Origin of the sequence: Anaerophilus nitritigenes (genome assembly GCF_004138215.1) — a bacterium.
In the GTDB taxonomy this organism is placed as follows: Bacteria; Bacillota; Clostridia; order Peptostreptococcales; family Thermotaleaceae; genus Anaerophilus; species Anaerophilus nitritogenes.
This window is the reverse complement of record NZ_RYYS01000050.1, coordinates 15474-40500: the sequence shown is the minus strand read 5'-3', so window position 1 is coordinate 40500 and position 25027 is coordinate 15474. Positions and strand designations below refer to the sequence as shown.

Genomic DNA, 25027 nt, shown 5'->3' with positions numbered 1-25027 from the left:
GATGCTAATCCTTAATGAACTAACATTTGCATATTTTGAAGTGCCCCTAATCCTGCATATCCTGCTATGAATACTATAATTATACCAAATATTAGTAACCATGTAGGATGTTTATAATCCCCAACAATATCTTTTCTTTTAGAAGCTAATAAAATCACTCCAATAGTAATAGGTAAAATTAATCCATTTAACGAACCTGCTAATATAAGAAGTTTTGCAGGCTTTCCAAGGATCGCCATAATTGCAGTAGATGCTACAATAAATCCAATAATCCAATACTTTTCATTTTTTTCAATAGAAGAATGAAGAGTCTTTAAAAATGATACAGATGTATAAGCTGCTCCTACTACAGATGTGATTCCTGCAGACAATAAGACAATTCCAAAAAATTTATATCCAATCATACCTGCTCCATGCTTAAAAGCAGATGCAGCAGGATTTGAAGGATCTAATTGAACTCCTTTTACAACTACACCTAATACTGCCAAGAATAGAAATACTCTCATAATAGATGCAATTACAATTCCCATTACAGATCCTTTAGTGATTTCTCCTAAATTTTCTTCTCCTGTAATTCCTGCATCAATTAACCTATGTCCTCCTGCAAAAGTAATATAACCTCCTACGGTTCCTCCTACAAGAGTGATTGTTGGAAAAACAAGTTCTTTTGCATTTTCAGGTGCAATACTTCTATATAAAGCTTCCCCCATAGGAGGATTCGTTACAAAAGCTACATACCCAACAAGTAAGATCATGAGTCCACCAAGAATTTTTGTAAATTTATCTACTACTGGTCCTGCATCTTTAGATAAAAAAATGATACTTCCTACGATTCCACATAGAATGGCAGCTATTTTTACATCAATTCCCAAAATTACATTTAATCCTAAAGCAGCCCCTCCAATATTGCCAATATTAAAAGCAAGCCCTCCTAGTGCTACTAAAATAGCTACAAAATATCCAAGCCCTGGTACTACCTTATTGGCAATATCTTGCCCTCTCATACCAGATACCCCAATAACTCTCCATACATTTACCTGAGCTCCTATATCTAATATGATAGATAATAAAATAACAAAACCAAAGCTTGCTGCAAATTGTTCTGTAAAAGTAGCTGTTTGCGTTAAAAATCCTGGTCCAATAGCTGATGTTGCCATGATAAAAGCAGCTCCTAATAAAGCTCCCAAATTATTTGCTTTAGGCATTTTTCGCTTTTGTGTTTTAGCTTTCATCCTATCTCCCCCTATTTAATAAAATTTGAAATTGCAGTAACTTTTACACCTTCTTCTTCTAACTTTTCTCTAATTTGCTTTACAAATGCCACAGCCTTAGGATTGTCTCCATGGACACAAATAGAATCAGCCTTTATATGTATTTCTTCTCCATTTATAGCTGTAACTTTTCCTTCCTTTACCATTTTTATCACTCTTTTTATGGCCACATCTGTATCATGAATGACTGCTCCTTCTAAACTTCTCGAAACTAATGTTCCATCTGTATTATAAGCTCGATCTGCAAATACTTCATTGGCTACTTTAAGTCCTATTTCTTCTGCCGCTTTTATCAGAGCACTATTTGCAAGTCCCATCAAAATAACGTTTTCATCCACCTCATAGATAGCCTCTGCTACAGCTTTAGCTAATGCATAATCTTTTGCTGCCATATTATACATAGCCCCATGAGGTTTAACATGTTGAATCTTTTCTCCTAGAGATTTTGTAAAAGCTTGTAAAGCTCCTAATTGATATTTTACATATGCTTTTACTTCCTTAGGACTACAGGTGATATTTCTTCTTCCAAATCCCATCAAATCAGGATATCCTGGATGTGCTCCAATTCTTACATTTTCTTTTTTAGCCATGTGAACAGTTTTTTCCATTACTAGAGGGTCCCCTGCATGCCATCCACACGCAATATTTGCAGAAGTTACATATTGAATGACCTCTTCATCTAATCCAATTTTATAATTACCAAAACTTTCTCCTAAGTCACTATTTAGATCTACTGTATACATGAAAGCACCTCCATAATTGTTTCATTAATTGAACCAATGGTTCATTTTTTATAGTTATATAGTATCATATGAGTTTTTCATTGTCTATAATAACTTTTACAAATTTTCGACAATTCTAGCAACGAATATTTATTCCATTTTTTATTTCATTAGACTTAATTTTCTGTTTTTTATATATGTTTCATCTTTTATTATCTACCTAGTTTTCTATTATTTGTTTTTTAATTTAGCAAAAAATTTTTAAAAAAATAATGAAAGATTTTCATCTTTCATTATTTTTTATAGCCTAATGCTTTTGATATTTCTAAGGCTGTCTCTTTTGTCCTTTGAATAATCTCAGGAAATCTTTCCTCATGAAATCTTTGTTGTGGTCCTGCTGTACTGATAGATGCCACGACCTTTTTTCTATAATCAAATATAGGTGCTCCTACAGCTACTGTTTGATCTTCCATTTCACCAAAGCTAATGGTATATCCTTTTTTTCTACTATCTAAAATCATCTCCCAAAGTTCATTAGGATCTGTTATTGTATTGTGGGTATATTTCATTAAGCTTTCTTCTTTTAAAATATGATGAATTTCTTCATCTTCTAGAAATGATAAAATGGCTCTTGGACAAGCACCTGCATTAAACGATGCTGGTCTTCCAGTTTTTGTGAATAACCTTACTGGATGAGAGCTCATGATTTTTTCTACATAAATGGCATAATTATCTTCTTTCATAACTAATTGTACATCTTCATTGATTGTATCTCTTAATTTTTTCATAAAAGGTAGTGCAATTTCTTTTATTTCTATAGACTCAGAAGCAATAGTTCCTAATTGTAAAAATTTAACACCTAATTTGTACTGATTTTTCTTTCCATCTAGATCTACACGTCTTAAATATCCATCTTTCTCAAAGGTATTGAGTAATCTATAAACGGTTGCCTTTGGAATGGATGAAAGGCGTGTAAGTTCACTTAATCCTCTTACTGGATTTTCCAAAGTGAAATATTGTAAAATATGTAATGCCTTATCTAGACTTTGATTGATCTGATTCTCCTGTTCCATATTCTTCTTAAACGCTCCTCTTTTTTATAATGATTTTAATTTCATTATACACTATTTTTTTATTTCGCTGAATTTTTATTATTGTCAAAACATTCTTTGCCCATTACAATAAATGTAAACTATATTGTAAAAGGAGGATTTTTTTATGAATGATTTAAAATTTACAACACCTTCTCATATTCGAAAACTTATTCGAGAAGAAAAAATCATCAAACCTACTTGTGGTATGTGTGATGGCTATGCCCAAGGCAATTTAGTAATTCTTCCTAAAAGCTTAGCTTATGACTTTTTATTGTTTGCTCAAAGAAATCCAAAACCTTGTCCTATATTAGAAGTAACAGATGTAGGCTCTAAAACCTTAAACTTCATTGGGAAAGATGCAAATATCGCTACAGATCTTCCAAAGTATCGAATTTATAAAAAAGGAGAATTAGTAGGAGAATATACCAATATCACACCTTTCTGGCAAGATGATTTTGTATCTTTTATATTAGGATGTAGTTTTACCTTTGAACATGCTTTAATAGAAGCAGACATACAAATGCGTCATATTGATCTTAATCAAAATGTTCCTATGTATATTACAAATATAAACTGCCATCCCTCTGGAATATTTTCTGGTCCTACTGTTGTAAGTATGAGACCTATTCCTTATGACAAAGTAGTAAAAGCTGTTCAAATTACTTCTAGGTATCCAAGTGTTCATGGATCTCCTATCCATATAGGAGATCCTAATATAATCGGTATAAAAGATATAAACCATCCTGATTTTGGAGACCCAGTTGAAATAAAAAAAGGTGAAGTTCCTGTATTTTGGGCTTGTGGGGTTACTCCTCAAGCAGTAGCAATGCATGTAAAGCCAGAAATTATGATTACTCACTCCCCTGGACATATGTTTATTACCGATATTAAAAATCATGATTTGGCAGTAATTTAAATATTTTATCTCTATATTTGTCAATAACCTCCTCTTTATACCTTTTAGTTTTTTATCATAAGATTTGTTTTCATTATCACTCTAATATATGAATTCAAATACAAAAATGTAATATAATTCATATAGTAAAATTTATATAAAGGAGGGATAATCCGCTTATATCCTATAGTCATACTACTTACATCAGCCATAATCTATAAAGCTTTATAAGTTGTATTATTTATAAAAACAATTCCATTTTTATCTTTATATTCATAAAAAACATGTAAATTGATATGGCTATTGGTAATTTATCTTTCTAAAAAATAATAACCGTAAAGAGGAGGTAGCCTTATTGAAAAAAAGAAATATATCTATAAAATTTAAAATTGCAAGTTTATCTTTATCCATTTTGTTCATTGTAGTTTTTATAATGACATCAGTCTCTTTACATATTGTAAATAAAGAAATGGAGAATCAACTAAAAGTAGATGGTATGTTATTATCTGAAAAAATAGCCAATGAAATAGAAAATAGTCAAATTTCTGAAGAAACAGTAGAAAAATTATTAGAAGATAAAATTAGAACTTGTGCTTATTTAGTTGGTCACAATCAAAACATTTCAAATGAGTATCTTCAACAAATTGCTCAAGATTTAAATCTTTTTACCATTCAAGTCTTTGATGAAAAGAAAAAAGTTATTTCTTCTAATCTTTTAGATCGTATAGGTATAACATGCAATCCAGATCACCCTATAATTCCTTTATTCGAAAGTGGTACTGGTGAAATTATGGAACCTATTCGAGAAAGTAGAAATCAACAGGGATTGTTTTTAAAATTAGGAGCTATAGCCCTAAGTCCTAATAGAATTATACAAGTTGGCATTGAAGCAAATAATGTAAATGATTTAAAAGAAAAATTAGGGAAACAAAAAGTTGTAGAAGAAATAGCTAAAAAAGAAAGTATCTTATATGCTGTAGTCATAGATAAAAATTTAACAGTAATAGCACATAGTGATACAAAAAAAATTGGAAAAACACTAAATGATTTAGGAAGTAAAACTTCTGCTGTAGATGGAAAACCTTATAGTAGTGTTTTTGAATATAAACCAGGAGTTTCCGCTTATGATGTATTAATTCCAATTTATGAAAATGGAAATCATATAGGTGCAGTAAATGTGGGACTTTCTTTAGATAACCTTAATAATACAAAGAATCATATTCTTAAAGTATCTATTTTATTAGGCAGTATATGTTTCTTACTATCAGGAGCTTTATTATTACTGATCATTCGAAAAATTATTTCTCCACTAAAAGATTTATCTTCTCTTGCTGAAGAAACTTCATCAGGAAATCTTAATCAAAAAATAGATATTACTACTAATGATGAAATTGGATTGTTAGGAAATAGCTTTAATCATATGATAGATAGCCTAAGGGAAATGATACAAAAAATACAATCTATTTCCTCAACTTCTTTATCCGATACAAAAGAGTTGGTAAATATATCTTTACAAGTTGAAGATGTTTCTGAACAAATAGCAAACGCTACACAAAATATTGCAGAAGGAGCAGAAGAGCAAGTTATATCTATGAATGAAGCATCCGCTAGTATTAAAGATGTAATCACTCATATAGATGATGTAAAATCTGAAATCTCAAAGGTTGTTAAATATTCAGATGAAACAAATCAAGTATTATCCTTAGGAGGAGAAAAAATAGATAAGTTAGCTACTCAAATGGATAAAATAAGAGGTAGTGTTCACTCTTCTTCTCAAGTAATTAATGAATTAGAATTAACTTCCACAAAAATAGGAAATATTGTAGATATGATCAATGGTATTGCAAATCAAACAAACTTACTGGCTCTTAATGCATCTATTGAAGCTGCAAGAGCAGGAGAAGCAGGTCGTGGTTTTGCAGTAGTAGCAGAAGAAATAAGAAAGTTAGCAGAAGAGTCCATGAATTCAGCAGATCATATTAAAGATCTAATTGTTAATATTCAAAATCATACAAAAAAAGCATTAACCTCCATTGATGAAGGAAACCAAGAAGCTGAAGCTGGAAAATTTGTTTTAGAAGAAGTATTACAATCCTTCAAAAACATAATAGAAGGATTCCAAATTACAAATAACAGTCTATATACAGCTAATGAAAAAGTAATCCTTGTAAATGAAAAATCTCAAATTGTTACTAAAAGCATTGAAGAAGTAAATAGTATTACAGAACAATTTTCTGCCAATACAGAAGAAGTAGCAGCTTCAACACAAGAACAAACAGCTTCTATGGAAACTATGGTAAAAACAATAAAAGATTTAGAAGAAAATATTCAAAACTTAGAACAGACCATTCAGAAATTTGATTATGAACAAAAATAAAATTAGAAAAAACCTCTTAAAAACTCAAGAGGTTTTTTCTAACTTTAAACTCACTATTTTGTTAAATAACCATTCTAATAATATTTTCTTTTTCTGTTTTTTCATACCCCATTTAATATAAATTTTTGATCATCATAGATAAAGAAAAATGTTTTCTAACTCCTTCTGTTATCTTTACTGATTTAGAAACATCTCCAAATAAAATTGCTCCTACTAATCTATTGTTTTCAAAATACATTTTCTGATAATTTTTTTTTTCAGAATTATAAATTTCACTTGTTTCATAATTTTTATCTGTATCTCTTCCAATATCCCCTATGGAAAAAATCTGTATATTCATGCATTCAAAAACATTAGAGGGCGTAATATTTTTATAAATTAGAGAATCCCCTACTACATTAGCTCCTGCAACTTTACCTTGCTCAATAGCCTCTGTCCATAGTCCATAATTAATTTTTTCAAATTCTGCAACATCACCACAAGCATATATATCTATTTCGTTAGTTTGCATTTTTTCATTTACAACAACTCCTCTATTTGTATCAATTCCAGCTTCATCTGCAATCTCTTTATTAGGACAAATACCAGCAGAAACAATTACAAGATCACATAAAATATTCTCTCCCCTGTTTGTTTTTATTCCAGTAATATTTTTATCACCTAAAATTTCTTCTACTAAAGAATCTTTTATGATTCTTATATTTTGTGCTTGTATAGCTTTTTCTAATAAAGTAGATCCTCTTTCATCTAATTGTCTTAATAAAAGTCTATCTGAACGTTCTATTATAGTTACATGAACACCTAATAGATGAAGTTGCCAAGCAGTTTCAATCCCTAAAATACCTCCACCTACTACTACAGCTACCTTTGAATTTTTAGCATAGTTTTTAATATGATTAGCATCTTCTAAATTTCTTAAGGTAAATACTCCCTCTTTTTCATAACCTTTTATAGGAGGCATAAAACATCTACTTCCATTAGCTAAAATAAGCTTATCGTATTCTTCTACATCCCCATTATCTAAAAGTATTTTCTTTTGATCTTTTAAAATTTTATTCACATTAGTATTTAAAGTAATCGTAATGTTATTTTCTTGATACCAATCTTTTGATTTTAAATAAAATTCGTCATCAGATAAATTAGTCGATAAAAATTTAGAAAGACTAGGGCGATAATATCCAAATACTTTTTCATTAGATATAATTTGAATAAATGCATTTTTATTTCTTTCCCTTATAGCTTCGGCTGCAGATACTCCTGCAGCATTATTTCCAACAATAATTATTTTTTCTTGTAAAGTAGATGAATTTTTTATTTTTTCTTTTTTAATTTCAATAAAATATTCTTCTCCCACTCCACATACTGGACAAGGAATAGGAGGATACTCCCCATTGAAAGATTTCCCACATACCGTACATTTCCATGTTTTTAAATTTTCATTATTCATCACTAACACCCTTCCCATATCAATTAACACTATATTCCATATATACCTCATTTTTATAAAATTTGAACACTAGTGATTAAAAGACATCTTTGAAACTCTATAAAGATGTCTTCTTTTTTGATCGAGGAACACTTATTGTTTTTTTTAAAATTTTTCCTCAACCTCTTCTTTTGTATATTAAAAAGTCCTTCCTTCAAAATTTTAGAAGCTATTATTTTTTATCAATAAACCTTTATGATAGAAATTTATTAAAGTAAAAAAATACTATTATAGTTTTATACTATTTGCAGCAATATGTATTGCATCCCAAGGGGTTGCATAAGGTGGAGAATAACAAAAATCCACACTACCTAGCTCCTGTGCTGTCATTTTTCGATCAATTGCTAATGCAAATACATCTAATCTTTTTGCTACGCCATCTTTTCCTGCCATTTGAGCTCCTAATAATATTTTTGTTTCTTTTTCATATACAAGCTTGATGTATATCTGCTTTTGATCTGGATAATATCTAGCATGACTAGGTGCCTTCACACTAACAGTTTCATACTCTATATCCATTTTTTTTGCTTCATTTTCACTTATTCCTGTTTTTGCAAAGGTCATATCAAACACCTTCACAACAGATGATCCTAAGACACCAGGAAATTTCTTCTTCTCGCCTGCAATAAAAGCTCCTGTAAATCTTCCTTGTTTATTTGCGTTGGTTGCCAAAGGAATATATACATCTTCTTTTTTGACTAAATGATATACACTAGCACAATCTCCTGCAGCATATATATCTTTAATAGATGTTTTTCCATAAGCATCCACTTTAATTGCTCCATTTTTTAACATTTGTATGTTTGTATCTTTTAAAAGATTTGTCATAGGTTTAATTCCTATAGCAACAATCACTAAATCTGCTTTATATTCTCCTTTATTAGTACGCACCTTTTCTACTTTTTCTTTTCCTATAAACTCTTCTAAACTTTCTTCTGTATTTACAATCCCTCCATATTTTTCTACTTCTGTTTGTATCATTTTTCCAAACTCTTCATCCATAATATTGAGTAAAGTTTTTGGTCTTTGAATAATTCTTACCTTTTTTCCTAACAAAATCATAGATTCTATCAATTCTACATTGATATAGCCTCCGCCTATCAAGACTACATCTCTTATCTCTTCTCGTTGAGCTATTTCTTTTATATTTTTTGCATCAGGAATTGTCTTTAATGTAAATATATTTTTATAATCTGCTCCCTTTACTTGTGGTAATTGTGGATCAGCTCCAGTAGCCATTAATAAATAATCATATTTTTTTGTATGTATGTTTTGATTTTGATCACGAATTTGTATACACTTTTGTTTTATATCAATATGAATTACTTCATGATTGGTAAAAACAGATATCCCTTGTTTTTCAAAGTCTTGTACTGTTCTTGCAATTAATGTTTCTTCATCTTTTGTCACATTTGAAATATAATAAGGCAATCCACACTGTGCATAAGAAATATATTCTCCTTTTTCAAAGACAGTAATATTTAAACTTGGATCTACCCTTTTGGCTTTTGCTGCTGCACTCATACCAGCAGCATCTCCTCCTATGATAATTAATCTTTTGTCATTCATATAATTTCCTCCTTGTACTTTTTTTCTTTATAATTTATTAAAATCAATTTTGTTAACATTTTATTTTTTAAAAATACGCTTTTTAAAATTGAAAATCTTTCATAAAATAAAAAGACAACTCTTTAATGATTACTATTCAATGGAGTTGTCTTTTTACTCTATATTCAGTTGTAATTTATGCATACTTTGGCGGACTCACTCCTTTCATATTGATATTTACTATATACCCACATCAATTATTAAAAAACTTTATTTTTCAAAAGAAAAAAAATCTTTTTTTCTCTACCTTTTCTTTTAAATATTTCACTTCTTTTTTTAATTCTACTATTTCTTTTTGACGAGCTGCCACATTGTCTAAAACATTCGCCATAGTTTGTAACACTTGATAGATATTTTGAATATCTCTAGATATATTTTTTTGATCATCAGTCAAAGTTGGTTTTGTTTTAAGAACTTCTTTCATGATATCCTCCCTTTCTTTTCATATAACCATTCACAAAATTCTTTAAATATATTGTATATTTATTCTATATTTATCTTGTTTTCCCTTCTTTTTATACATATATTGCTATTTTTTTATCCTCTAATTACATTTTAAATTTCATAAGTTTATAATATTTAACAATCAATACATCCATATCTTCACTTATTTTTAATTTCATTTCAAAGGACATATTTTCATCTATATAACATAAATCTAACAATGCCCTCAACCTTTTGATTTCCTCTTTCAATTCTTTAATTTCCATTTCTTTTAATTTATGCATCTCTATCCTACCTATATTTTTTATATCGTAATAATACCCTCATATTCATCTATATACCTATAAATCATTCATCAAATTCTAATATTTTTCTTGTTAATCTTACATCTTATTTTAAAAAACGACAAAATTTTATATAGTTTGTATAAATAGCCTTGAACATGTATATTGTTATTATTCTTATATTTTTATTATAGTTAAGAACCTTGGTTTATTTAATGTAAATTTATTAAATATTTGGATTCAATATCATCATATTCTAGATAAAACAAAAACCAGTAACGATCATTCAAATGACTTTAACTGGCTCCCTTAATCCAATTCTATTTAACTTTAACATCAGTCCTTTTTCATAATCAACTTACTATGTCCTATAAACATCTAAATATTTCATTTTTATATTTATCAATCACTTCTTTAGTAGGTAAAAATAATGAAAGCTCCTTTAATTCATCTAGTAAAAACCATCTTAATTCTTTCATTTCATCATCTTGAGGTTTTTCATCTCCACTAAAATTTTTACATAAAAAAACCTTAGGGCTTACTTTTTTTTCTTCTCCTCTTACATAAGCGTTTGATTCTATATTTCCTAAATCATAAAGTTCATTAGCAACTAGATTAAATTCCTCTTTCAATTCTCTCATTGCTGCCATTTCATAATTTTCTCCTTTTTCTAATTTTCCTCCTGCCATGCTCCACCCTTGTCCATCTTTTCTAAGTCCTAATAATACTTTTTTATCTTTCACAACTGCAATTGCACAACATTCTTTAAAAATTTCCATATTCTATTCCTCCTATTTATCAATAAATTTGATTTACAAGTTATACATTTATATTAATCACTATTTCTCATATTCTATAGTATCAAAAATATTCTATTTGAGTAAATTTTTCTTTATGATTTTTATATTATACTCAACATTTTTAATTTCTGAATATTTTTTATGTTTAATTTACTTTCAATTATACCCATGTTATAATTTAATTACAAAATTGTTATATTTTGTTTCTTAAAATTTACTTTATATAAAGGGAGTGTAGAAAATGAAATGTAAAGACTTCCAAATGTTAGACCCTATTTTAGAAAAGTACAAAGAAAGTTCCACAAATTTAATCTCTATCTTGCAAGAAGCTCAAGGATTATATGGTTATCTTCCTTTAGAGCTTCTTGACTATATTGCACAAAAGACTAATATCAAAGCATCAAAGATACATGGAGTAGCAACTTTTTATACCCAGTTTCGCCTTCATCCTATAGGAAAATATCTTATCATGCTTTGCCAAGGAACTGCCTGTCATGTAAATAGTTCAAAACTTATTGAAGAAGCTGTTTGTGATGAATTAGGAATCATTGAGGGACAAACTACAGAGGATGGGCTTTTCACTTTAAATAATGTTGCCTGTCTTGGTTGTTGTAGCTTATCTCCAGTTATGATGATCAATGATACAACTTATGGACAACTAACTCCTGAAGAAGCAAAAAAAATTATAAGAGAAATCAAAAAAAAGGAAAGTAAGGAGGTATAGATAATGAAAATAGTTGTGGGCTATGGCAGCTGTGGTTTGGCAGCTGGTGCAAAAGACGTGTATGAAGAACTAGAAGATCAAATACATAAAAAAAACTTAGACATAGATTTACAAATTGCGGGATGTATTGGAATGTGCCATCTTGAACCTATCATAGATGTATATGATAAAGATGATATAACTACATATGTTAAAGTATCTCCTCAAATGATTGATGAAATATTATTAAGTGCATTAAATCATAAAAAGGCTAAAAATTATATCATTTCAGAAGAAGATTTAAATATTTTACACGAACAAAAAAGAATTGCTCTAAGAAATTGTGGGATCATTAATCCTGAATCTATAGAAGAGTATACTTCTATTGGTGGTTATGAGGCCATAAAAAAATGTATTTTAGATAAAGATCCTGATAAAGTCATAGAAGAAATTAAATTATCTGGTCTACGAGGAAGAGGTGGAGCTGGTTTTCCAACTTGGTTTAAATGGAATGCTGCAAAAAACTCTTTAGGTTCTCCTAAATATATTGTATGTAATGCAGATGAAGGTGATCCAGGAGCCTTTATGGATCGAAGTGTTTTAGAAGGAGATCCTCATACATTAATTGAGGGAATGATTATTGGTGGTTTTTCTATGGGCGCTAATGAAGGAATCGTATATGTTCGTGCTGAATATCCCCTAGCTATAAAAAGACTTAAAAAAGCTATCCTGCAAGCTCGTGAAAAAGGAGTTTTGGGAAAGAATTTATTTGGTAGTGATTTTGATTTTGATATGAGAATCAAAGCTGGTGCTGGTGCATTTGTATGTGGGGAAGAAACAGCTCTTATTGCATCTTTAGAGGGTGAACGTGGTATGCCAAGGCTTAAGCCTCCATTTCCTGCTGAAAAAGGATATCTTCAATATCCTACTAACATCAATAACGTAGAAACCTTTGCTAATGTAGCTTGGATTTTACAAAATGGGGGAAAATCCTTTGCATCTATGGGTACACAAAAAAGCAAAGGAACAAAAGTATTTGCTCTAACAGGCAAAATAAAAAAAGGTGGTCTTGTAGAAGTTCCTATGGGAGTGCCTCTTCGTAAGATTATATTTGATATCGGTGGAGGTATTAAAGATGACAAGAAATTAAAAGCTGTTCAAATGGGAGGCCCATCTGGTGGATGTATTCCTTTATCTTTAATAGATACTTCTGTTGATTATGAATCTATCACTGCTACTGGAGCTATTATGGGATCTGGTGGAATGGTAGTTATGGATGAGACGACTTGTATGGTAGATATGGCTCGTTTCTTTTTAGACTTTACTTGTAAAGAATCTTGTGGAAAATGCATTCATTGTAGGATTGGTACAAAGAGAATGTTAGAAGTTTTAAATAGAATTTGTGATGGAAAAGGCAAAAATGGAGATATTGAGCTTTTAGAAGATTTGGCTGTACAAATCAAAGAAGGAGCACTGTGTGGACTAGGTCAAACTGCTCCTAATCCAGTCCTTACTACTCTAAAATATTTTAGAGAAGAATACGAAAAACATATTTATGAAAAAACATGTCCTGCTCACACATGTAGTGCCCTTATTCATTATCATATTAAAGAAGATTTATGTAGAAAATGTGGTATCTGTATAAGAAGTTGTCCAGTAGATGCTATATCTAAAAAAGATGGTACAGTACTCATTGATCAACAAAAATGTATCAAGTGTGGAAAGTGTCATACAGTCTGTCCTTTCCATGCTGTAGATCGTAAGTAATGTAAGGGGGGAATTATGATGAAAATTTCATTAAATATAGATGGCAAAGAAGTAATTGCTTATCCTAATCAAACTATTTTGGAGGTAGCAAGAGAAAATGGAATTTCTATTCCTACTCTTTGCTATGATGATCGGCTTGAAATTTATGGTGCCTGTGGTCTTTGCGTAGTAGAAGTAGAAGGAGTTCCAAAGCTTTTAAGAGCTTGTGCTACAAAAGTAAATAATGGTATGATCGTAAAAACCGACACTCTAAGAGTTAAAAAATCTAGAAAAACAGCACTTGAGCTTCTTTTATCTAATCACACTGGAGATTGTCGTCCTCCTTGTGTTCTAGCCTGTCCTGCCAATACAGATTGTCAAGGATATATAGGTCTTATTGCGAATGGAGAATATAAAGAAGCTCTAGCCCTTATCAAAGAACAACTTCCCCTTCCTGCAAGTATAGGAAGAGTCTGCCCTCATCCTTGTGAAGAAGCTTGTAGAAGAAATCTAGTAGAAGAACCTATATCTATTGCACAGTTAAAAAGCTTTGCAGCAGATCTAGATTTAAAAGATTTAAATACTTTTATGCCAGATATAAAACCTTCTACAAATAAAAAAGTTGCAATCATAGGTGGAGGACCTTCTGGACTTACTGCTGCATATTTTCTTTCAAAAGAAGGTCATCATGTTACTATTTATGAAGCTATGCCTAAGATGGGTGGAATGCTTCAATATGGAATTCCTCAGTATCGTCTTCCAAAAGAAATACTGGATCAAGAAATAAAGCTCATAGAAAATATGGGAGTTACTATGATTACAAATACAAGAATTGGAAAAGATATAGATTTTTCATATATTAAAGAGCATTTTGATGCTGTATATGTATCTATTGGTGCATGGAAAAGCACTCCTCTTTCTTGTCCTGGAAATGATTTAGAAGGTGTAATAGGTGGAATTGACTTTTTATCTGATATTTCTATGAATAAACCTGTTCAAATTGGTGAAAAAGTAGCTATCATCGGTGGCGGAAATACTGCAATGGATGCTTGTAGAACAGCTATTCGTCTAGGTGCAAAACAAGTTTATCTATTATATAGAAGAACAAAGGATGAAATGCCTGCAGAAGAAATAGAAATAAAAGAAGCTGAAGAAGAAGGAGTTATTTTCAAATTTTTAGTAGATCCTATAGAAGTCATAGGAGCATCTGGAAAAGTTAAAAATGTTAGACTCCAAAAAATGAAGCAAGGGGAAAAAGATACAAGTGGTAGAAGAAAATCTATTCCTATAGAGGGAGAAACAGATTTATTAGATATAGATTCTATTATTGTAGCCATAGGTCAAAGTGCAAATACAAAAGGATTTGATGATATCTGTTTAACAAAAAAAGAAACAATTCATGCAGATGAATCTACTTTTCAAACTAATATTCCTGGAGTATTTGCTGGTGGAGATGCTACAAATAAGGGAGCTAGTATTGCAATCTCTGCTATTGGAGAAGGTAAATATGCATCTCAAGTCATCTGTTCTTACTTAGATGGAAAAATAACTCCTTATGAAAAGCCTTTCTATGTAGAAAGAGATGATTTAACAAAAGAGGATTTTAAAGATCGTGAAAAATTATATCGTCCTTCTATTTCTCACCTATCTCCTTCTATTCGAAAAAATAATTTTGAAGAAATCGTAACAGGTTATACAAAAGAAAAAGCAAGACAAGAAGCATCAAGATGTTTAGAGTGTGGCTGTCATGATGTATTTGAATGTAAACTTTTAGAATATGCCAACGAATATCAAGTATCTCCTCAAAGATATGAAGGTGAAATACATAAATCTCAAATAGAAGATACTCATCCTTTTGTCCATAGAAATCCTGACAAATGTATTCTTTGTGGATTGTGTGTAAGAGTTTGTGATGAAATTATTGGAATTTCAGCTTTAGGTCTTGTAGATAGAGGCTTTGATACAACTGTTACACCTTCTTTAGATAAACCTTTAAATAAAAGTGGATGTATATCTTGTGGAGCTTGTATTGATATGTGTCCTACAGGTGCTTTAGGAGAAAAACTAAGTATCCAAAAGAGTGTTCCTATAAAGACAAATACTACACATACTATCTGTTCTCACTGTAGTATAGGCTGTAATATAGACCTTACTACAAAAGGAGATTTACTTCTTCGTTCTCTTCCTAATAAAAAAAGTAATATCGACCATGGACTTTTATGTGTCAAAGGAAGATTTGGCTTTGATTCAGAGCAAATAGAAAAAAGAATTCAAAAGCCTTTCATTAAAAAAGAAGGAAAACTTGAGGAAGTATCTTGGGACGAAGCTATCTTATATACAACTAAAAAAATCCAAACCTTATCTTCCCTTTATGGAAATAAATCTATTGGAATCTCTGTCTCTGATAGATATACAAATGAAGAATTATATCTTTTACAAAAAACTGCAAAAAATATTTTTGATTATCAAAGTATAGGTTCTTTTAATAAAGTACCTTCTGGACTAAAAGATGTTTTAGGATATGATGCATCTACCAATACGTTTGAAGAAATTTTATCTACTGATTTAATTTTATTAATAGGGTCAAATATAATGAAGGATCACACTGTTTTAGGATTAAAAATTCAAAATGCCATTAAAAAAGGTGCTAAGCTTATAGTAATCAATCCATTTACTTCTTCTATAGACGAATGGGCACATAAAAAACTTACTCCTAAAAACGATTTAACTCTTTTAAAAGGTATATTAAAAACATTGATAGATGATGGCTACATTCCTAAAAATGCTGATAACTTTGAACAATTACAAAAAAACTTATCAAACGTAGAAGTAAGCCAAAATGCAAAAGAAATTGCTAGTCTTTATGGTTCTTCTAAGAAAGCTATGATTGTATTTGATCAAGCTTTTGTCAGCTATGATGCACAAAAGCTTATTGCAAATATAGCAGTAGTATCTGGTCACATTGGAAAAGCTCGATGTGGAATCATTCAACTAAAACCTAATAATAATAGTCAAGGTCTTGTAGACATGGGTATTTGCATCAACAAAGATGAAATGAACCAAAGAATTTATGACAAACAAATAAAAGGTCTTATGATCTTTGGAGAAGATCCTTACGATATAGATCTTGACTCCCTTGAATTTTTAATGGTTCAAGATACACATCTTACAGCTGCTGCAAAATTAGCTGATGTAGTGCTTCCTGGAGTAAGCTTTGCTGAATCTAGAGGAACCTTTACTAATAGCGAAAGAAGGATTCAAAAAATCCATCAAGCTATTCCTCCACTATGTGGACTAGAAAATTGGCAAATAATCTTAAACCTTTCAAATTCTCTAGGATTGAATATGAAATATAATGGTCCTAATGAAATTAGAAAAGAAATTTGTACCAATATTTACGAGTATTTTAAATTTAATGAAGAAGAAAATAATGAGTTTTGGCCTACCCATCAAAATCCTATTTTATACACTGATGGATTTAATTTTGAAAATAAAAATGCAAAATTACAAATTACAAATGATGGAGTTTTCTTTGAAAAATATAAAAATACAAATCATTTAACAAATGAATTTGTTAAATTTCTTCAAGAACAAGAAATACTATAAGTAAAAATTATAAAAAAACGTCACTAAATTTTCAATAATGATTCCTTATTTTTTATGAATTTTATCTAATATATTTTGTTAATAATATGGCAAGCCCTACCCTAGGGCTTCCTTTTATTTTTCAACATATTTTTACTATGATATAATAATAGTACTATAAAATCTTAAAAGGAGTTTTTATATGAAGAAATATTTTATTATAAAAAATGATTGTGTAGCCTGTAACAGCTGTTTGAAAAATTGTCCTGTAGAAGCTATTGGAGGACTTGCAAAAGAAGGCTATGAAATTGATCAACAAAAATGTATTCATTGTGGAAAATGCAAAAGCCTTTGTAAATTTCATGCAATCATTGAAGAGTAATACGCCCATTTGGGTATGTATAAATTAGTTTATATTCAAATTTGAAAGGAGCTTTACTATGCAAAAACCTACAATTCTTATGATTTTAGATGGTTTTGGATGGAATGAAAATGATTATGGAAATGCTATAAAAATGGCAAGTACTCCAAATATTGATCAATATTTAAATAAATATCCACATAATCAGATATATGCTAGTGGTTTAGATGTAGGTCTTCCCCAAGGCCAAATGGGAAACTCAGAAGTAGGTCATTTAAATATTGGTGCTGGAAGAGTCGTATATCAAGAATTTACAAGAATCACAAAAGCTATTGAAGAAAAAACTTTTTTTGAAAATGATACTTTGTTATCTGCTATAGATCATGTAAAAAAAAATAATACTTCCCTTCATTTATTTGGTCTTTTATCAGATGGAGGAGTTCATAGTCACAATACTCATCTTTATGCACTTCTTGAAATGGCTAAAAAGAATAATATTGAAAAAGTATATGTTCATGCTTTCTTAGATGGAAGAGATGTTCCTCCTGATAGTGCTATAAAATATATAGAAGAATTAGAAGAGAAAATAAAAAAAATAGGTGTAGGAAAAATAGCAACCATCTCTGGTCGTTATTATGCAATGGATCGAGACAATAGATGGGATCGAGTAAAACTTGCTTATGATGCACTTACTTTAGGAGTAGGTGAATGTGCTAACTCCTCTATAGAAGCTATTACAAATTCTTATTCTAAAAATGAATTAGATGAATTTGTAAAACCTACAATTATATTAGAAAATAATGAGCCTACTGCCAAAGTATCTGAAAATGATTCTGTTATTATGTTTAATTTTAGACCTGATCGAGCAAGAGAAATCACAAGAAGCTTTGTAGATAAAGATTTTCAAGGCTTTGAAAGAAAAAACGGATTTTTCCCTCTTCATTATGTATGTATGACTCAATATGATGCAACTATGCCTAATGTAAATGTATCTTATCCGCCTCAAACTCTTACAAACACATTAGGAGAATATTTATCTAAATTAGGGAAAAAACAACTTCGTATTGCAGAAACAGAAAAATATGCTCATGTAACCTTTTTCTTTAATGGAGGAGTAGAAGCTTCCCTACAAGGAGAAGATCGAATATTGATTCCTTCTCCAAAGGTAGCAACTTACGATTTAAAACCTGAAATGAGCGTTTATGAAGTCACTGAAAAATTAATAGAAGCAATAGATCAAGATATTTATGACTTTATCGTTGTAAACTTTGCAAATCCTGATATGGTAGGTCATACTGGTGTAATAGATGCAACGATTACTGCTATAGAAGCTGTAGATACTTGTGTTGGAAAAATTGTAGATAAAATCATAGAAGTAGGCGGACAAATGATCCTTACTGCTGATCATGGAAATGCAGATGAGATGCTTGATAAAAATGAAAATCCTATTACTTCTCATTCTACAAATCCTGTTCCTATTCTTTTAATCAATACTTCTAGCGAATATGATATTAAAGAAGGAAAACTTGCAGACCTTGCCCCTACCCTTCTGCAATTAATGGATCTGGAAAAACCAATTGAGATGAGTGGAGAATCTCTCCTTATTCCTTCTGAAGAACCTGCTTTGGCAGATGCATAAAAAATAAAGTTATACGATTGATTGACAATGTAAAACCTGCTTAAAGCAGGTTTTTTATTTTTTCAACAGGTATTTCTGTATAAGAAATTCTATCCTTAAATCTTGATAATAAATGAATAAAATCTTTTCCAAATAGATAAGCAAAAAAGAAATTTCCTATAGCATGCATCAAATCAAAATAAAATGAATTCATATATGTGAATAAAAAGCTTTGTAGTGTAAGTGGATATACAAAAGCTAGCCAATGCCACAAATTCATAATATAATCAAATAAAAAACCCCATAAAAACGCAAACATACTAATCATAATTCTTGAAGGATTTTGATAAAATTTCTTTAAAACCCCTGCACTTACTCCACAAAGTCCCCAAGCAAGCATCTGCCATGGAGTCCATGGTCCTTGTCCTAAAAAGAAGTTAGAAGCTAAAGCAGCAAAAGCTCCTACCATAAATCCAAAAAAAGGTCCAAATACATACCCTGAAATAATTACCAAAAAAGTAGTAGGCTGTACATTTGGAAGAGCTGCAAAAGGAACTCTTCCTACTCCTGCTAAACCCGCTAAAGTAGCAATAAGAGATATTTCTTTTACTGAAACCTTTTTCCTTTCATAAGAAATAAAAACAAATATAAAACAGATCAATATAACTGCTACTGATAGAAGTCCATAATTCATATTTTCACCTCTTCTTTGGTAGCTTTTAAAGCATCCTCTAAAGTAAGAATATGATCTATATATCCACTAAATAATTTATTCATTTGAGTAGTATAATAAATTCCGTCTGTCAATACATGATACTTAGAACCTATTTGAGCAATAGTTCCATCAAATATCAGACATACTCTAGCACAATATTTTGACACAAATTCTGCATCATGAGTTACTAAAATAATAGTTTTTCCTTTGTTTTTTAAATCATTTATAATTTTTCCTAATCTTTCTTTCAGTTTTCTATCTAGTCCTCTTGTAGGTTCATCTAAAATCAAAATCTCAGGCTCCATAACTAGTATAGAACCTAAAGCTACTCTTTGCTTTTCTCCTCCACTTAAATCCCTTGGATTTTTATCTCTATAATGAAAAATCTCTAAATCCTTTAAAACTTTATCAATTCTAGACAAATCCTTTATGTTCTTTTGATCTAATGTATATTTTAATTCTTCATATACTGTATCATTAAATAAATAATCATTTGGATTTTGAGAAAGATATCCTACTTCTTTTTTTACTTTTACTTTTCCCTTTGTAGGTTTTACAAGCCCTGAAATATTTTTAAGAAGAGTAGATTTTCCTCCTCCATTTTCCCCCATAATTCCAAGAACTTCTCCTTCAAAAACAGTTAAATTTAATTTTTTTAAAGCTTCTTTCCCATTTTCATAAGTAAAAGATAAATTTTGAATAGATATAACTTCTTCATTAGATATTTTTTCTTCTTCATATGTAAAAGGTGTAGAATCATCCATAGAAAATTTTTTTCTTAATATTTTTCTTCCTTCTTTTATTGTCAAAGGAACCTCTCTTTTTTGTTTTCTAATAAAATACTCAGAGACTGAAGGAGAAAAGTTTTTATCATTTTCATAACTAAAATTTACAAAACTTTGTGGTTCTCCATCAAATGCGATTTTTCCATCTTCCATAAAAAGCACTCGATCTGCTAAATGAAAACATCGGTCAATTCTTTGCTCAATCAATACAATAGTGTATCCTAACTCTTCATTTAATCTTTTTAAAATATGTAAAATCTCCTCTGCTGCTACTGGATCTAGTTGAGAAGTAGGTTCATCTAAAACAAAAAAACGATAACCCATCGCAACAGTGGCTCCTATTGCCACCTTTTGCTTTTGTCCTCCTGATAACTCATAGGTTTTTTTATCTTTAATATCCCATATATTTAAAAAGCTTAAAGCCTCCATTACTTTTTTTCTCATGATTTCATATGGTTTCCCTAAATTTTCTAGCCCAAAAGCAATTTCTCTTTCTACACAATCCATGACAAGTTGTTTTTCTGGATCTTGAAATACCATTCCAACCTCTACTTGATTGTCTATATTTCCCTGTATTTTTCCTCCATAAAACTCTGGTACAATTTTATTGAATACTCTTCCTAATGTAGATTTTCCTGATCCTGACTCTCCCAACAAAAGAACAAATTCTCCTTCTTTTATAGATAAATTAATTTTTTCTAGTGCAGGCTCTGACTTTCTAGGATAATAATAAGTTAAATCTTGTATTTTAGAAATTTCCATCTCATACACCCCCATAATAGTAAAACACAACTAAATAGGGCTACATCTATCCAAATTACAAATAAAAGATTCTCTATATGAAAACCTGTAAAAGTAGGATAAAACAGCACCAATCCTTTTTCTGACAATAATCCATATATGAATACCGCTAATACAATAGTATTTAAACTTAAAAATAAATAATCTCTTCCCTTCATCTCAAGCTTTGAATAAGAAGTTCTTATATATTTTCCGTATCCCCTTGAATAAAGAGACTCTGCTCGATCTAAAGATCCTTCCAAAGAGGATATAAAAATAACCTTTAATATTGGATAATAAGCTTTTACTCTTTTTATGATCTTTTTTTCTTTAAAATTGACTCCCCTTAAGATCATTACATCCTTTACCCTTAAAACCTCTAGCTTCAGTCTATGAATCATATTAATGGTCATAGATAAAGTAAGTGTCAATTTGTGAGCATATTTTGAAAAAAAACTAAAAGTATCATCACGATCTGTCATGACTCCATAAAAAGCAAAGATTAATAAAATACAAATGAGCTTTAAAGCACTATTTCCACCATAAGCCAAAGCTTCTAGAGTAATTTTAAATCTTCCTATGATGGGAAGTCTTATTCCTTCATAAATAACCATTCTTCCTTCATGATATACTAAAGGATTAACGATAATTATAAGTATTGCTCCATAAATTCCGTACTTTACGCTACTTATGATCTTTTTACCTTCTCCTAAAGTGCATATACTCATAATCATAAATAAAAGTATAGAACCAATATATACGGGATGAGAATATACAAGGGTCATAAATAGCAAAGTTATAGAAAACAATATCATTGTTAATGGATGAAATTTCATTTTATCACCTGATCTTTATTAAAATATAATTTAAAAATACGATTGCTCTTCATATAGCGATTTCTTTCGTGTGTTTACCTTTTTCTTTTGTAATAAAAACTGCTAGCATATTCTAGCAGTTTTTATTATTTATTTTATTCTACAACTAAATGGTATAATTTGTAAAGCATTATAGCTGCTTGGGCTCTATTTGCATTTTCTTTTGGGATAAATGTTTTATCTGTCATTCCACTAATGATAGATTCTTTTACACATAATGCTACATCCTCATTTGCCCAAGGTGCTATATTGGCTTTATCACTAAATCTTTCTAATTCCTCTAGACTTTCCTTTGTGTATCCTTTTTGTATCAATACCTTTCCAATAATTACTGCCATCTCTTCTCTTGTAATTTTTCCATTTGGATCAAATACAGCTTCACTTTTTCCACTGATGAGTCCATTTTTGTAAGCAGTTTCTACATATGGAGTATACCAAGCAGAATCTTCTACGTCTGTAAAGCTTATATTTATATCTTCTATATTTAATCCAAGCATTTTTGTAATAAAAGTCACAAATTCTGCTCTTGTAATAGATGCACTCGGATCAAATACATCTTTACTTCTTCCATTAATAATTCCCTTTTGAGCCATTTCTTCTATAGCTTCTTTTGCCCATTCATAATCTTTTAAATCATGAAATCCTATTTCTTCTCCATTTTCTACTTTTTGAGCAAAGTATTTACTAAAATGACTTGTTTCAAAAGTTACCATATTTGTATCTAAATCATATTCTCCACCCATATTTTCTATAGTACCATTGTCTTTTAGATAAAATACTTGTACTATTTCTCCTGTTTTAAATTCTCCATTATATGGAATAGATACTTTTATTTTTTCTTTACATTCTTTAATAGATTTTTCTCCTATATGAGCTGTCAAATCTACTACTATACTTTCTTTTGGTATTAAAAAAGTCCATGTATTTTTTTCTATTTCCTTTACTTTTAATATAATATTGTCTTTTACTTCATCAAACGTAGTGGATGTAAGAGTAAACACTGCTTTTTCTGTTTTTATAATCACTTTTTCTATATTGTTTTCTTTTAATATTTTTATTGTATTTGCTGGTAATATAGTTTCTACTTCTTTTTTGCTTATACTTGGTATTTGAATCATCATTTTATTTTCTATCAGATTAGCTTCAATACCATTTTTATTTAATTTTTTCTTTATCTCTTTTGTAGTATTTTCTATATTTTTTGCTGTTTCTTTGATTATATTTTCATCTAGCTGAGCTACTGATTTTTCACTTTCATCTTCTATTTTTTTTACTTGTATTATACTCCATTTATTGATTGTACTTTGAGCCATATCTATAATACTTTTTGCTATTTCTTCTCCATTTTCTTTTCCTATGACTTTTAATACTTTTCCACTTTCATCTATGATGTTTCCTGCTAAACTCACTACTTCTTTTGGATCATTTACCTTATTGATTAATTTTAAAGTATTATAAATATTTTTTGATACAACTTCACTTACTTCCTTTTGATTCTCTTCTTTCGATAGTTTTTCTGTAGATTTCGCTAAAATATTTAGTATTCTTACATTTTCTTTTAGCAAATTTTTTGCTGTTTCTTCACTTTTTATTTTTTCTGTAGCATTTTGTATAGAGTTAGAAATTTCTTTACCATAAGATACTAAATTTTTTGCATCCGCTTCTGTTTTTATATCTTCTGCTTTTTTATTCAATTGATCTATTACATTCTTTACTGCTTTTTTAATATCTCCTTCATTTATATTTGTATTATTTAAAATATCTTGTATTTTGTCTATTTCTTTCGTAATTTCATCTTCTTCTGTATTTGCTGAAGAACTCTTTGTATAATCTGTAGTATAAATCCACTCTATTTCATCTTTATTTTTCACACTACAATCATCTACACTTTTTTGTACTTTTTCTCCATTTAATTTATATTCCCATCCACTTTTTGCTCCTTGATCAAATTCTCCATATTTTCCTATACGCTTAAAATAACTTTTTTGCTCATTTAACACATAGCTTATATTTTTATCCTTTAAAATTCTTTTTGTTACAGATAAAACTGTATCTCCTTTTTGCAATTTTATTTTTGTTTTAGATATATTGGGATCATTATTATATCCTTTGATGGAAATAAAAGCTTCATCTCCTTGTTCAATAGAGCCTCCTCCAGATCCTGATCCATCATTTTTAGTAGAAATGAAATAATCTTCAAAACCTTCTGTAGAAATAGATTGTTTTGTATACATTGATTGTTTTTGATATAAATCAGATAAAGCTGCAAATACTTGTTCTGTAGCTAAATCATTTCCAAAATTACCTTCATTTTGATACTTTAACATAGCATTGAGCATAGTTTTTTGATCTACTCTCCATTGACTCTGTAAAGGATTTTCTCCTACAGAAACAAGCCCTTGAATCACTGTTGCTAATGTATTTGCATTATCATTATTTATAATATTGTTCTTTTCTAACTGTAATTTATGTACAGCCTTTTGTATTGCTTCATTTACGCCTTCTATGTCTTTATGATTAGAAAGCCCCATAATAGACATAGCCAAAGTATCTATATCTCTATATTCGCCAAACGTTCCATCTGTATTTTGATATTTTATAAGAGATTTGACTGATTTTTGTGTATCATAATCAGCATTTGATAAATCTAGAGCAAGAATACAATAAGCTTGAGTAGATGGATAATCATCCCATCCCTGAACAATAAACTTCCCTTCTATTGTCTGTTTACTTAGTAATTCATCTACCATATTTTTAGGGTCTTGTCCTGTTTCTATTAAAGCCATAATATTTTTTGCATAATTTGCAGCTGAAGTATTAAAAATGAGTTGATATTTTTCTTTTACCATTGTAAGAAAAATGTAATAATTAATTATTT

At 29.7% G+C, this 25027-nt stretch carries 19 protein-coding genes; 7 read left to right on the top strand and 12 right to left on the bottom strand.

The genetic code is table 11. The features are described 5' to 3' along the window. Window positions 1-11: 11 nt before the first annotated feature. The 3 genes from EK368_RS07760 to EK368_RS07750 form a co-directional block, all read right to left on the bottom strand. A complete protein-coding gene (locus tag EK368_RS07760) occupies window positions 12-1232 on the bottom strand; it encodes an NRAMP family divalent metal transporter (protein ID WP_243109382.1) in 1221 nt (406 codons plus the stop codon). Between the two features lie 11 nt (window positions 1233-1243). Then, window positions 1244-2014 (bottom strand): LamB/YcsF family protein, encoded by a 771-nt coding sequence (locus EK368_RS07755; protein ID WP_129598175.1) that lies wholly within the window; start codon window positions 2012-2014, stop codon window positions 1244-1246. Window positions 2015-2286: 272 nt separating this feature from the next. Further along, window positions 2287-3066: an IclR family transcriptional regulator gene (locus EK368_RS07750; RefSeq protein WP_129598173.1), complete on the bottom strand. Its 780-nt coding sequence runs from the start codon at window positions 3064-3066 to the stop codon at window positions 2287-2289. A 145-nt stretch (window positions 3067-3211) separates the two neighbouring features. Here EK368_RS07750 and EK368_RS07745 point away from each other — a divergent pair, with 145 nt between their 5' ends. Further along, window positions 3212-4003, top strand: coding sequence for a putative hydro-lyase (locus EK368_RS07745; protein WP_129598171.1), 792 nt, complete (start codon window positions 3212-3214; stop codon window positions 4001-4003). Window positions 4004-4337: 334 nt separating this feature from the next. Beyond that, the gene (locus tag EK368_RS07740; protein ID WP_129598169.1) at window positions 4338-6359 is read left to right on the top strand and encodes a methyl-accepting chemotaxis protein; all 2022 of its coding nucleotides are present in this window, start codon (window positions 4338-4340) and stop codon (window positions 6357-6359) included. 112 nt (window positions 6360-6471) lie between these two features. On the opposite strand, the gene EK368_RS07735 is transcribed toward EK368_RS07740, so the two are convergent. The 5 genes from EK368_RS07735 to EK368_RS07715 all read right to left on the bottom strand — a co-directional run bounded on the left by EK368_RS07735 (window position 6472) and on the right by EK368_RS07715 (window position 10960). After that, complete coding sequence (locus EK368_RS07735; RefSeq protein ID WP_165000373.1) at window positions 6472-7806, bottom strand: FAD-dependent oxidoreductase; 1335 nt, start codon at window positions 7804-7806, stop codon at window positions 6472-6474. A 267-nt stretch (window positions 7807-8073) separates the two neighbouring features. Next, window positions 8074-9414 carry a CoA-disulfide reductase gene (locus tag EK368_RS07730; protein ID WP_129598165.1) on the bottom strand — a complete coding sequence of 447 codons (1341 nt, stop codon included), beginning with the start codon at window positions 9412-9414 and terminating at the stop codon, window positions 8074-8076. Window positions 9415-9670: 256 nt separating this feature from the next. Then, window positions 9671-9877 carry a hypothetical protein gene (locus tag EK368_RS07725; RefSeq protein ID WP_129598163.1) on the bottom strand — a complete coding sequence of 69 codons (207 nt, stop codon included), beginning with the start codon at window positions 9875-9877 and terminating at the stop codon, window positions 9671-9673. Between the two features lie 124 nt (window positions 9878-10001). Next, the gene (locus tag EK368_RS07720; protein WP_129598161.1) at window positions 10002-10181 is read right to left on the bottom strand and encodes a Spo0E family sporulation regulatory protein-aspartic acid phosphatase; all 180 of its coding nucleotides are present in this window, start codon (window positions 10179-10181) and stop codon (window positions 10002-10004) included. A 368-nt stretch (window positions 10182-10549) separates the two neighbouring features. After that, on the bottom strand, window positions 10550-10960 hold the full coding sequence (locus EK368_RS07715) for an NUDIX domain-containing protein (protein ID WP_129598159.1): 411 nt from the start codon (window positions 10958-10960) through the stop codon (window positions 10550-10552). A 262-nt stretch (window positions 10961-11222) separates the two neighbouring features. On the opposite strand from EK368_RS07715, the gene nuoE reads away from it, so the two are divergent. From nuoE to gpmI, 5 genes are all read left to right on the top strand, one after another. Then, window positions 11223-11705, top strand: a complete 483-nt coding sequence (gene nuoE / locus EK368_RS07710; protein ID WP_129598157.1) for an NADH-quinone oxidoreductase subunit NuoE — start codon at window positions 11223-11225, stop codon at window positions 11703-11705. Between the two features lie 3 nt (window positions 11706-11708). Beyond that, window positions 11709-13451, top strand: a complete 1743-nt coding sequence (nuoF, locus tag EK368_RS07705) for an NADH-quinone oxidoreductase subunit NuoF (protein WP_129598155.1) — start codon at window positions 11709-11711, stop codon at window positions 13449-13451. Between the two features lie 18 nt (window positions 13452-13469). Further along, a complete protein-coding gene (locus EK368_RS07700; protein ID WP_243109381.1) occupies window positions 13470-17036 on the top strand; it encodes a molybdopterin-dependent oxidoreductase in 3567 nt (1188 codons plus the stop codon). 181 nt (window positions 17037-17217) lie between these two features. Further along, window positions 17218-17397 (top strand): DUF362 domain-containing protein, encoded by a 180-nt coding sequence (locus EK368_RS07695; RefSeq protein WP_129598151.1) that lies wholly within the window; start codon window positions 17218-17220, stop codon window positions 17395-17397. Between the two features lie 58 nt (window positions 17398-17455). Continuing rightward, window positions 17456-19015, top strand: a complete 1560-nt coding sequence (gene gpmI, locus EK368_RS07690) for a 2,3-bisphosphoglycerate-independent phosphoglycerate mutase (protein WP_129598149.1) — start codon at window positions 17456-17458, stop codon at window positions 19013-19015. Between the two features lie 40 nt (window positions 19016-19055). On the opposite strand, the gene EK368_RS07685 is transcribed toward gpmI, so the two are convergent. The 4 genes from EK368_RS07685 to EK368_RS07670 form a co-directional block, all read right to left on the bottom strand. Beyond that, window positions 19056-19688: an ECF transporter S component gene (locus tag EK368_RS07685; RefSeq protein WP_129598147.1), complete on the bottom strand. Its 633-nt coding sequence runs from the start codon at window positions 19686-19688 to the stop codon at window positions 19056-19058. Beyond that, window positions 19685-21256 (bottom strand): ABC transporter ATP-binding protein, encoded by a 1572-nt coding sequence (locus tag EK368_RS07680; protein ID WP_129598145.1) that lies wholly within the window; start codon window positions 21254-21256, stop codon window positions 19685-19687. The genes EK368_RS07685 and EK368_RS07680 overlap by 4 nt, the downstream gene beginning before the upstream one ends. Next, window positions 21229-22110: an energy-coupling factor transporter transmembrane component T gene (locus EK368_RS07675; RefSeq protein WP_129598143.1), complete on the bottom strand. Its 882-nt coding sequence runs from the start codon at window positions 22108-22110 to the stop codon at window positions 21229-21231. The genes EK368_RS07680 and EK368_RS07675 overlap by 28 nt, the downstream gene beginning before the upstream one ends. Before the next feature lie 134 nt (window positions 22111-22244). Then, window positions 22245-24998: an S-layer homology domain-containing protein gene (locus tag EK368_RS07670; protein ID WP_165000372.1), complete on the bottom strand. Its 2754-nt coding sequence runs from the start codon at window positions 24996-24998 to the stop codon at window positions 22245-22247. Window positions 24999-25027 lie beyond the last annotated feature (29 nt).

What these genes read in the sequence shown, in the direction of transcription:
- EK368_RS07680 (WP_129598145.1), bottom strand. Translation starts at nt 21,256, where the DNA reads ATGGAAATTTCTAAAATACAAGATTTAACTTATTATTATCCTAGAAAG.
- EK368_RS07735 (WP_165000373.1), bottom strand. Translation starts at nt 7,806, where the DNA reads ATGAATAATGAAAATTTAAAAACATGGAAATGTACGGTATGTGGGAAA.
- EK368_RS07700 (WP_243109381.1), top strand. Translation starts at nt 13,470, where the DNA reads ATGAAAATTTCATTAAATATAGATGGCAAAGAAGTAATTGCTTATCCT.
- EK368_RS07720 (WP_129598161.1), bottom strand. Translation starts at nt 10,181, where the DNA reads ATGCATAAATTAAAAGAAATGGAAATTAAAGAATTGAAAGAGGAAATC.
- nuoF (WP_129598155.1), top strand. Translation starts at nt 11,709, where the DNA reads ATGAAAATAGTTGTGGGCTATGGCAGCTGTGGTTTGGCAGCTGGTGCA.
- EK368_RS07675 (WP_129598143.1), bottom strand. Translation starts at nt 22,110, where the DNA reads ATGAAATTTCATCCATTAACAATGATATTGTTTTCTATAACTTTGCTA.
- nuoE (WP_129598157.1), top strand. Translation starts at nt 11,223, where the DNA reads ATGAAATGTAAAGACTTCCAAATGTTAGACCCTATTTTAGAAAAGTAC.
- EK368_RS07670 (WP_165000372.1), bottom strand. Translation starts at nt 24,998, where the DNA reads ATGGTAAAAGAAAAATATCAACTCATTTTTAATACTTCAGCTGCAAAT.
- EK368_RS07725 (WP_129598163.1), bottom strand. Translation starts at nt 9,877, where the DNA reads ATGAAAGAAGTTCTTAAAACAAAACCAACTTTGACTGATGATCAAAAA.
- gpmI (WP_129598149.1), top strand. Translation starts at nt 17,456, where the DNA reads ATGCAAAAACCTACAATTCTTATGATTTTAGATGGTTTTGGATGGAAT.
- EK368_RS07715 (WP_129598159.1), bottom strand. Translation starts at nt 10,960, where the DNA reads ATGGAAATTTTTAAAGAATGTTGTGCAATTGCAGTTGTGAAAGATAAA.
- EK368_RS07730 (WP_129598165.1), bottom strand. Translation starts at nt 9,414, where the DNA reads ATGAATGACAAAAGATTAATTATCATAGGAGGAGATGCTGCTGGTATG.
- EK368_RS07750 (WP_129598173.1), bottom strand. Translation starts at nt 3,066, where the DNA reads ATGGAACAGGAGAATCAGATCAATCAAAGTCTAGATAAGGCATTACAT.
- EK368_RS07755 (WP_129598175.1), bottom strand. Translation starts at nt 2,014, where the DNA reads ATGTATACAGTAGATCTAAATAGTGACTTAGGAGAAAGTTTTGGTAAT.
- EK368_RS07760 (WP_243109382.1), bottom strand. Translation starts at nt 1,232, where the DNA reads ATGAAAGCTAAAACACAAAAGCGAAAAATGCCTAAAGCAAATAATTTG.
- EK368_RS07745 (WP_129598171.1), top strand. Translation starts at nt 3,212, where the DNA reads ATGAATGATTTAAAATTTACAACACCTTCTCATATTCGAAAACTTATT.
- EK368_RS07685 (WP_129598147.1), bottom strand. Translation starts at nt 19,688, where the DNA reads ATGAATTATGGACTTCTATCAGTAGCAGTTATATTGATCTGTTTTATA.
- EK368_RS07695 (WP_129598151.1), top strand. Translation starts at nt 17,218, where the DNA reads ATGAAGAAATATTTTATTATAAAAAATGATTGTGTAGCCTGTAACAGC.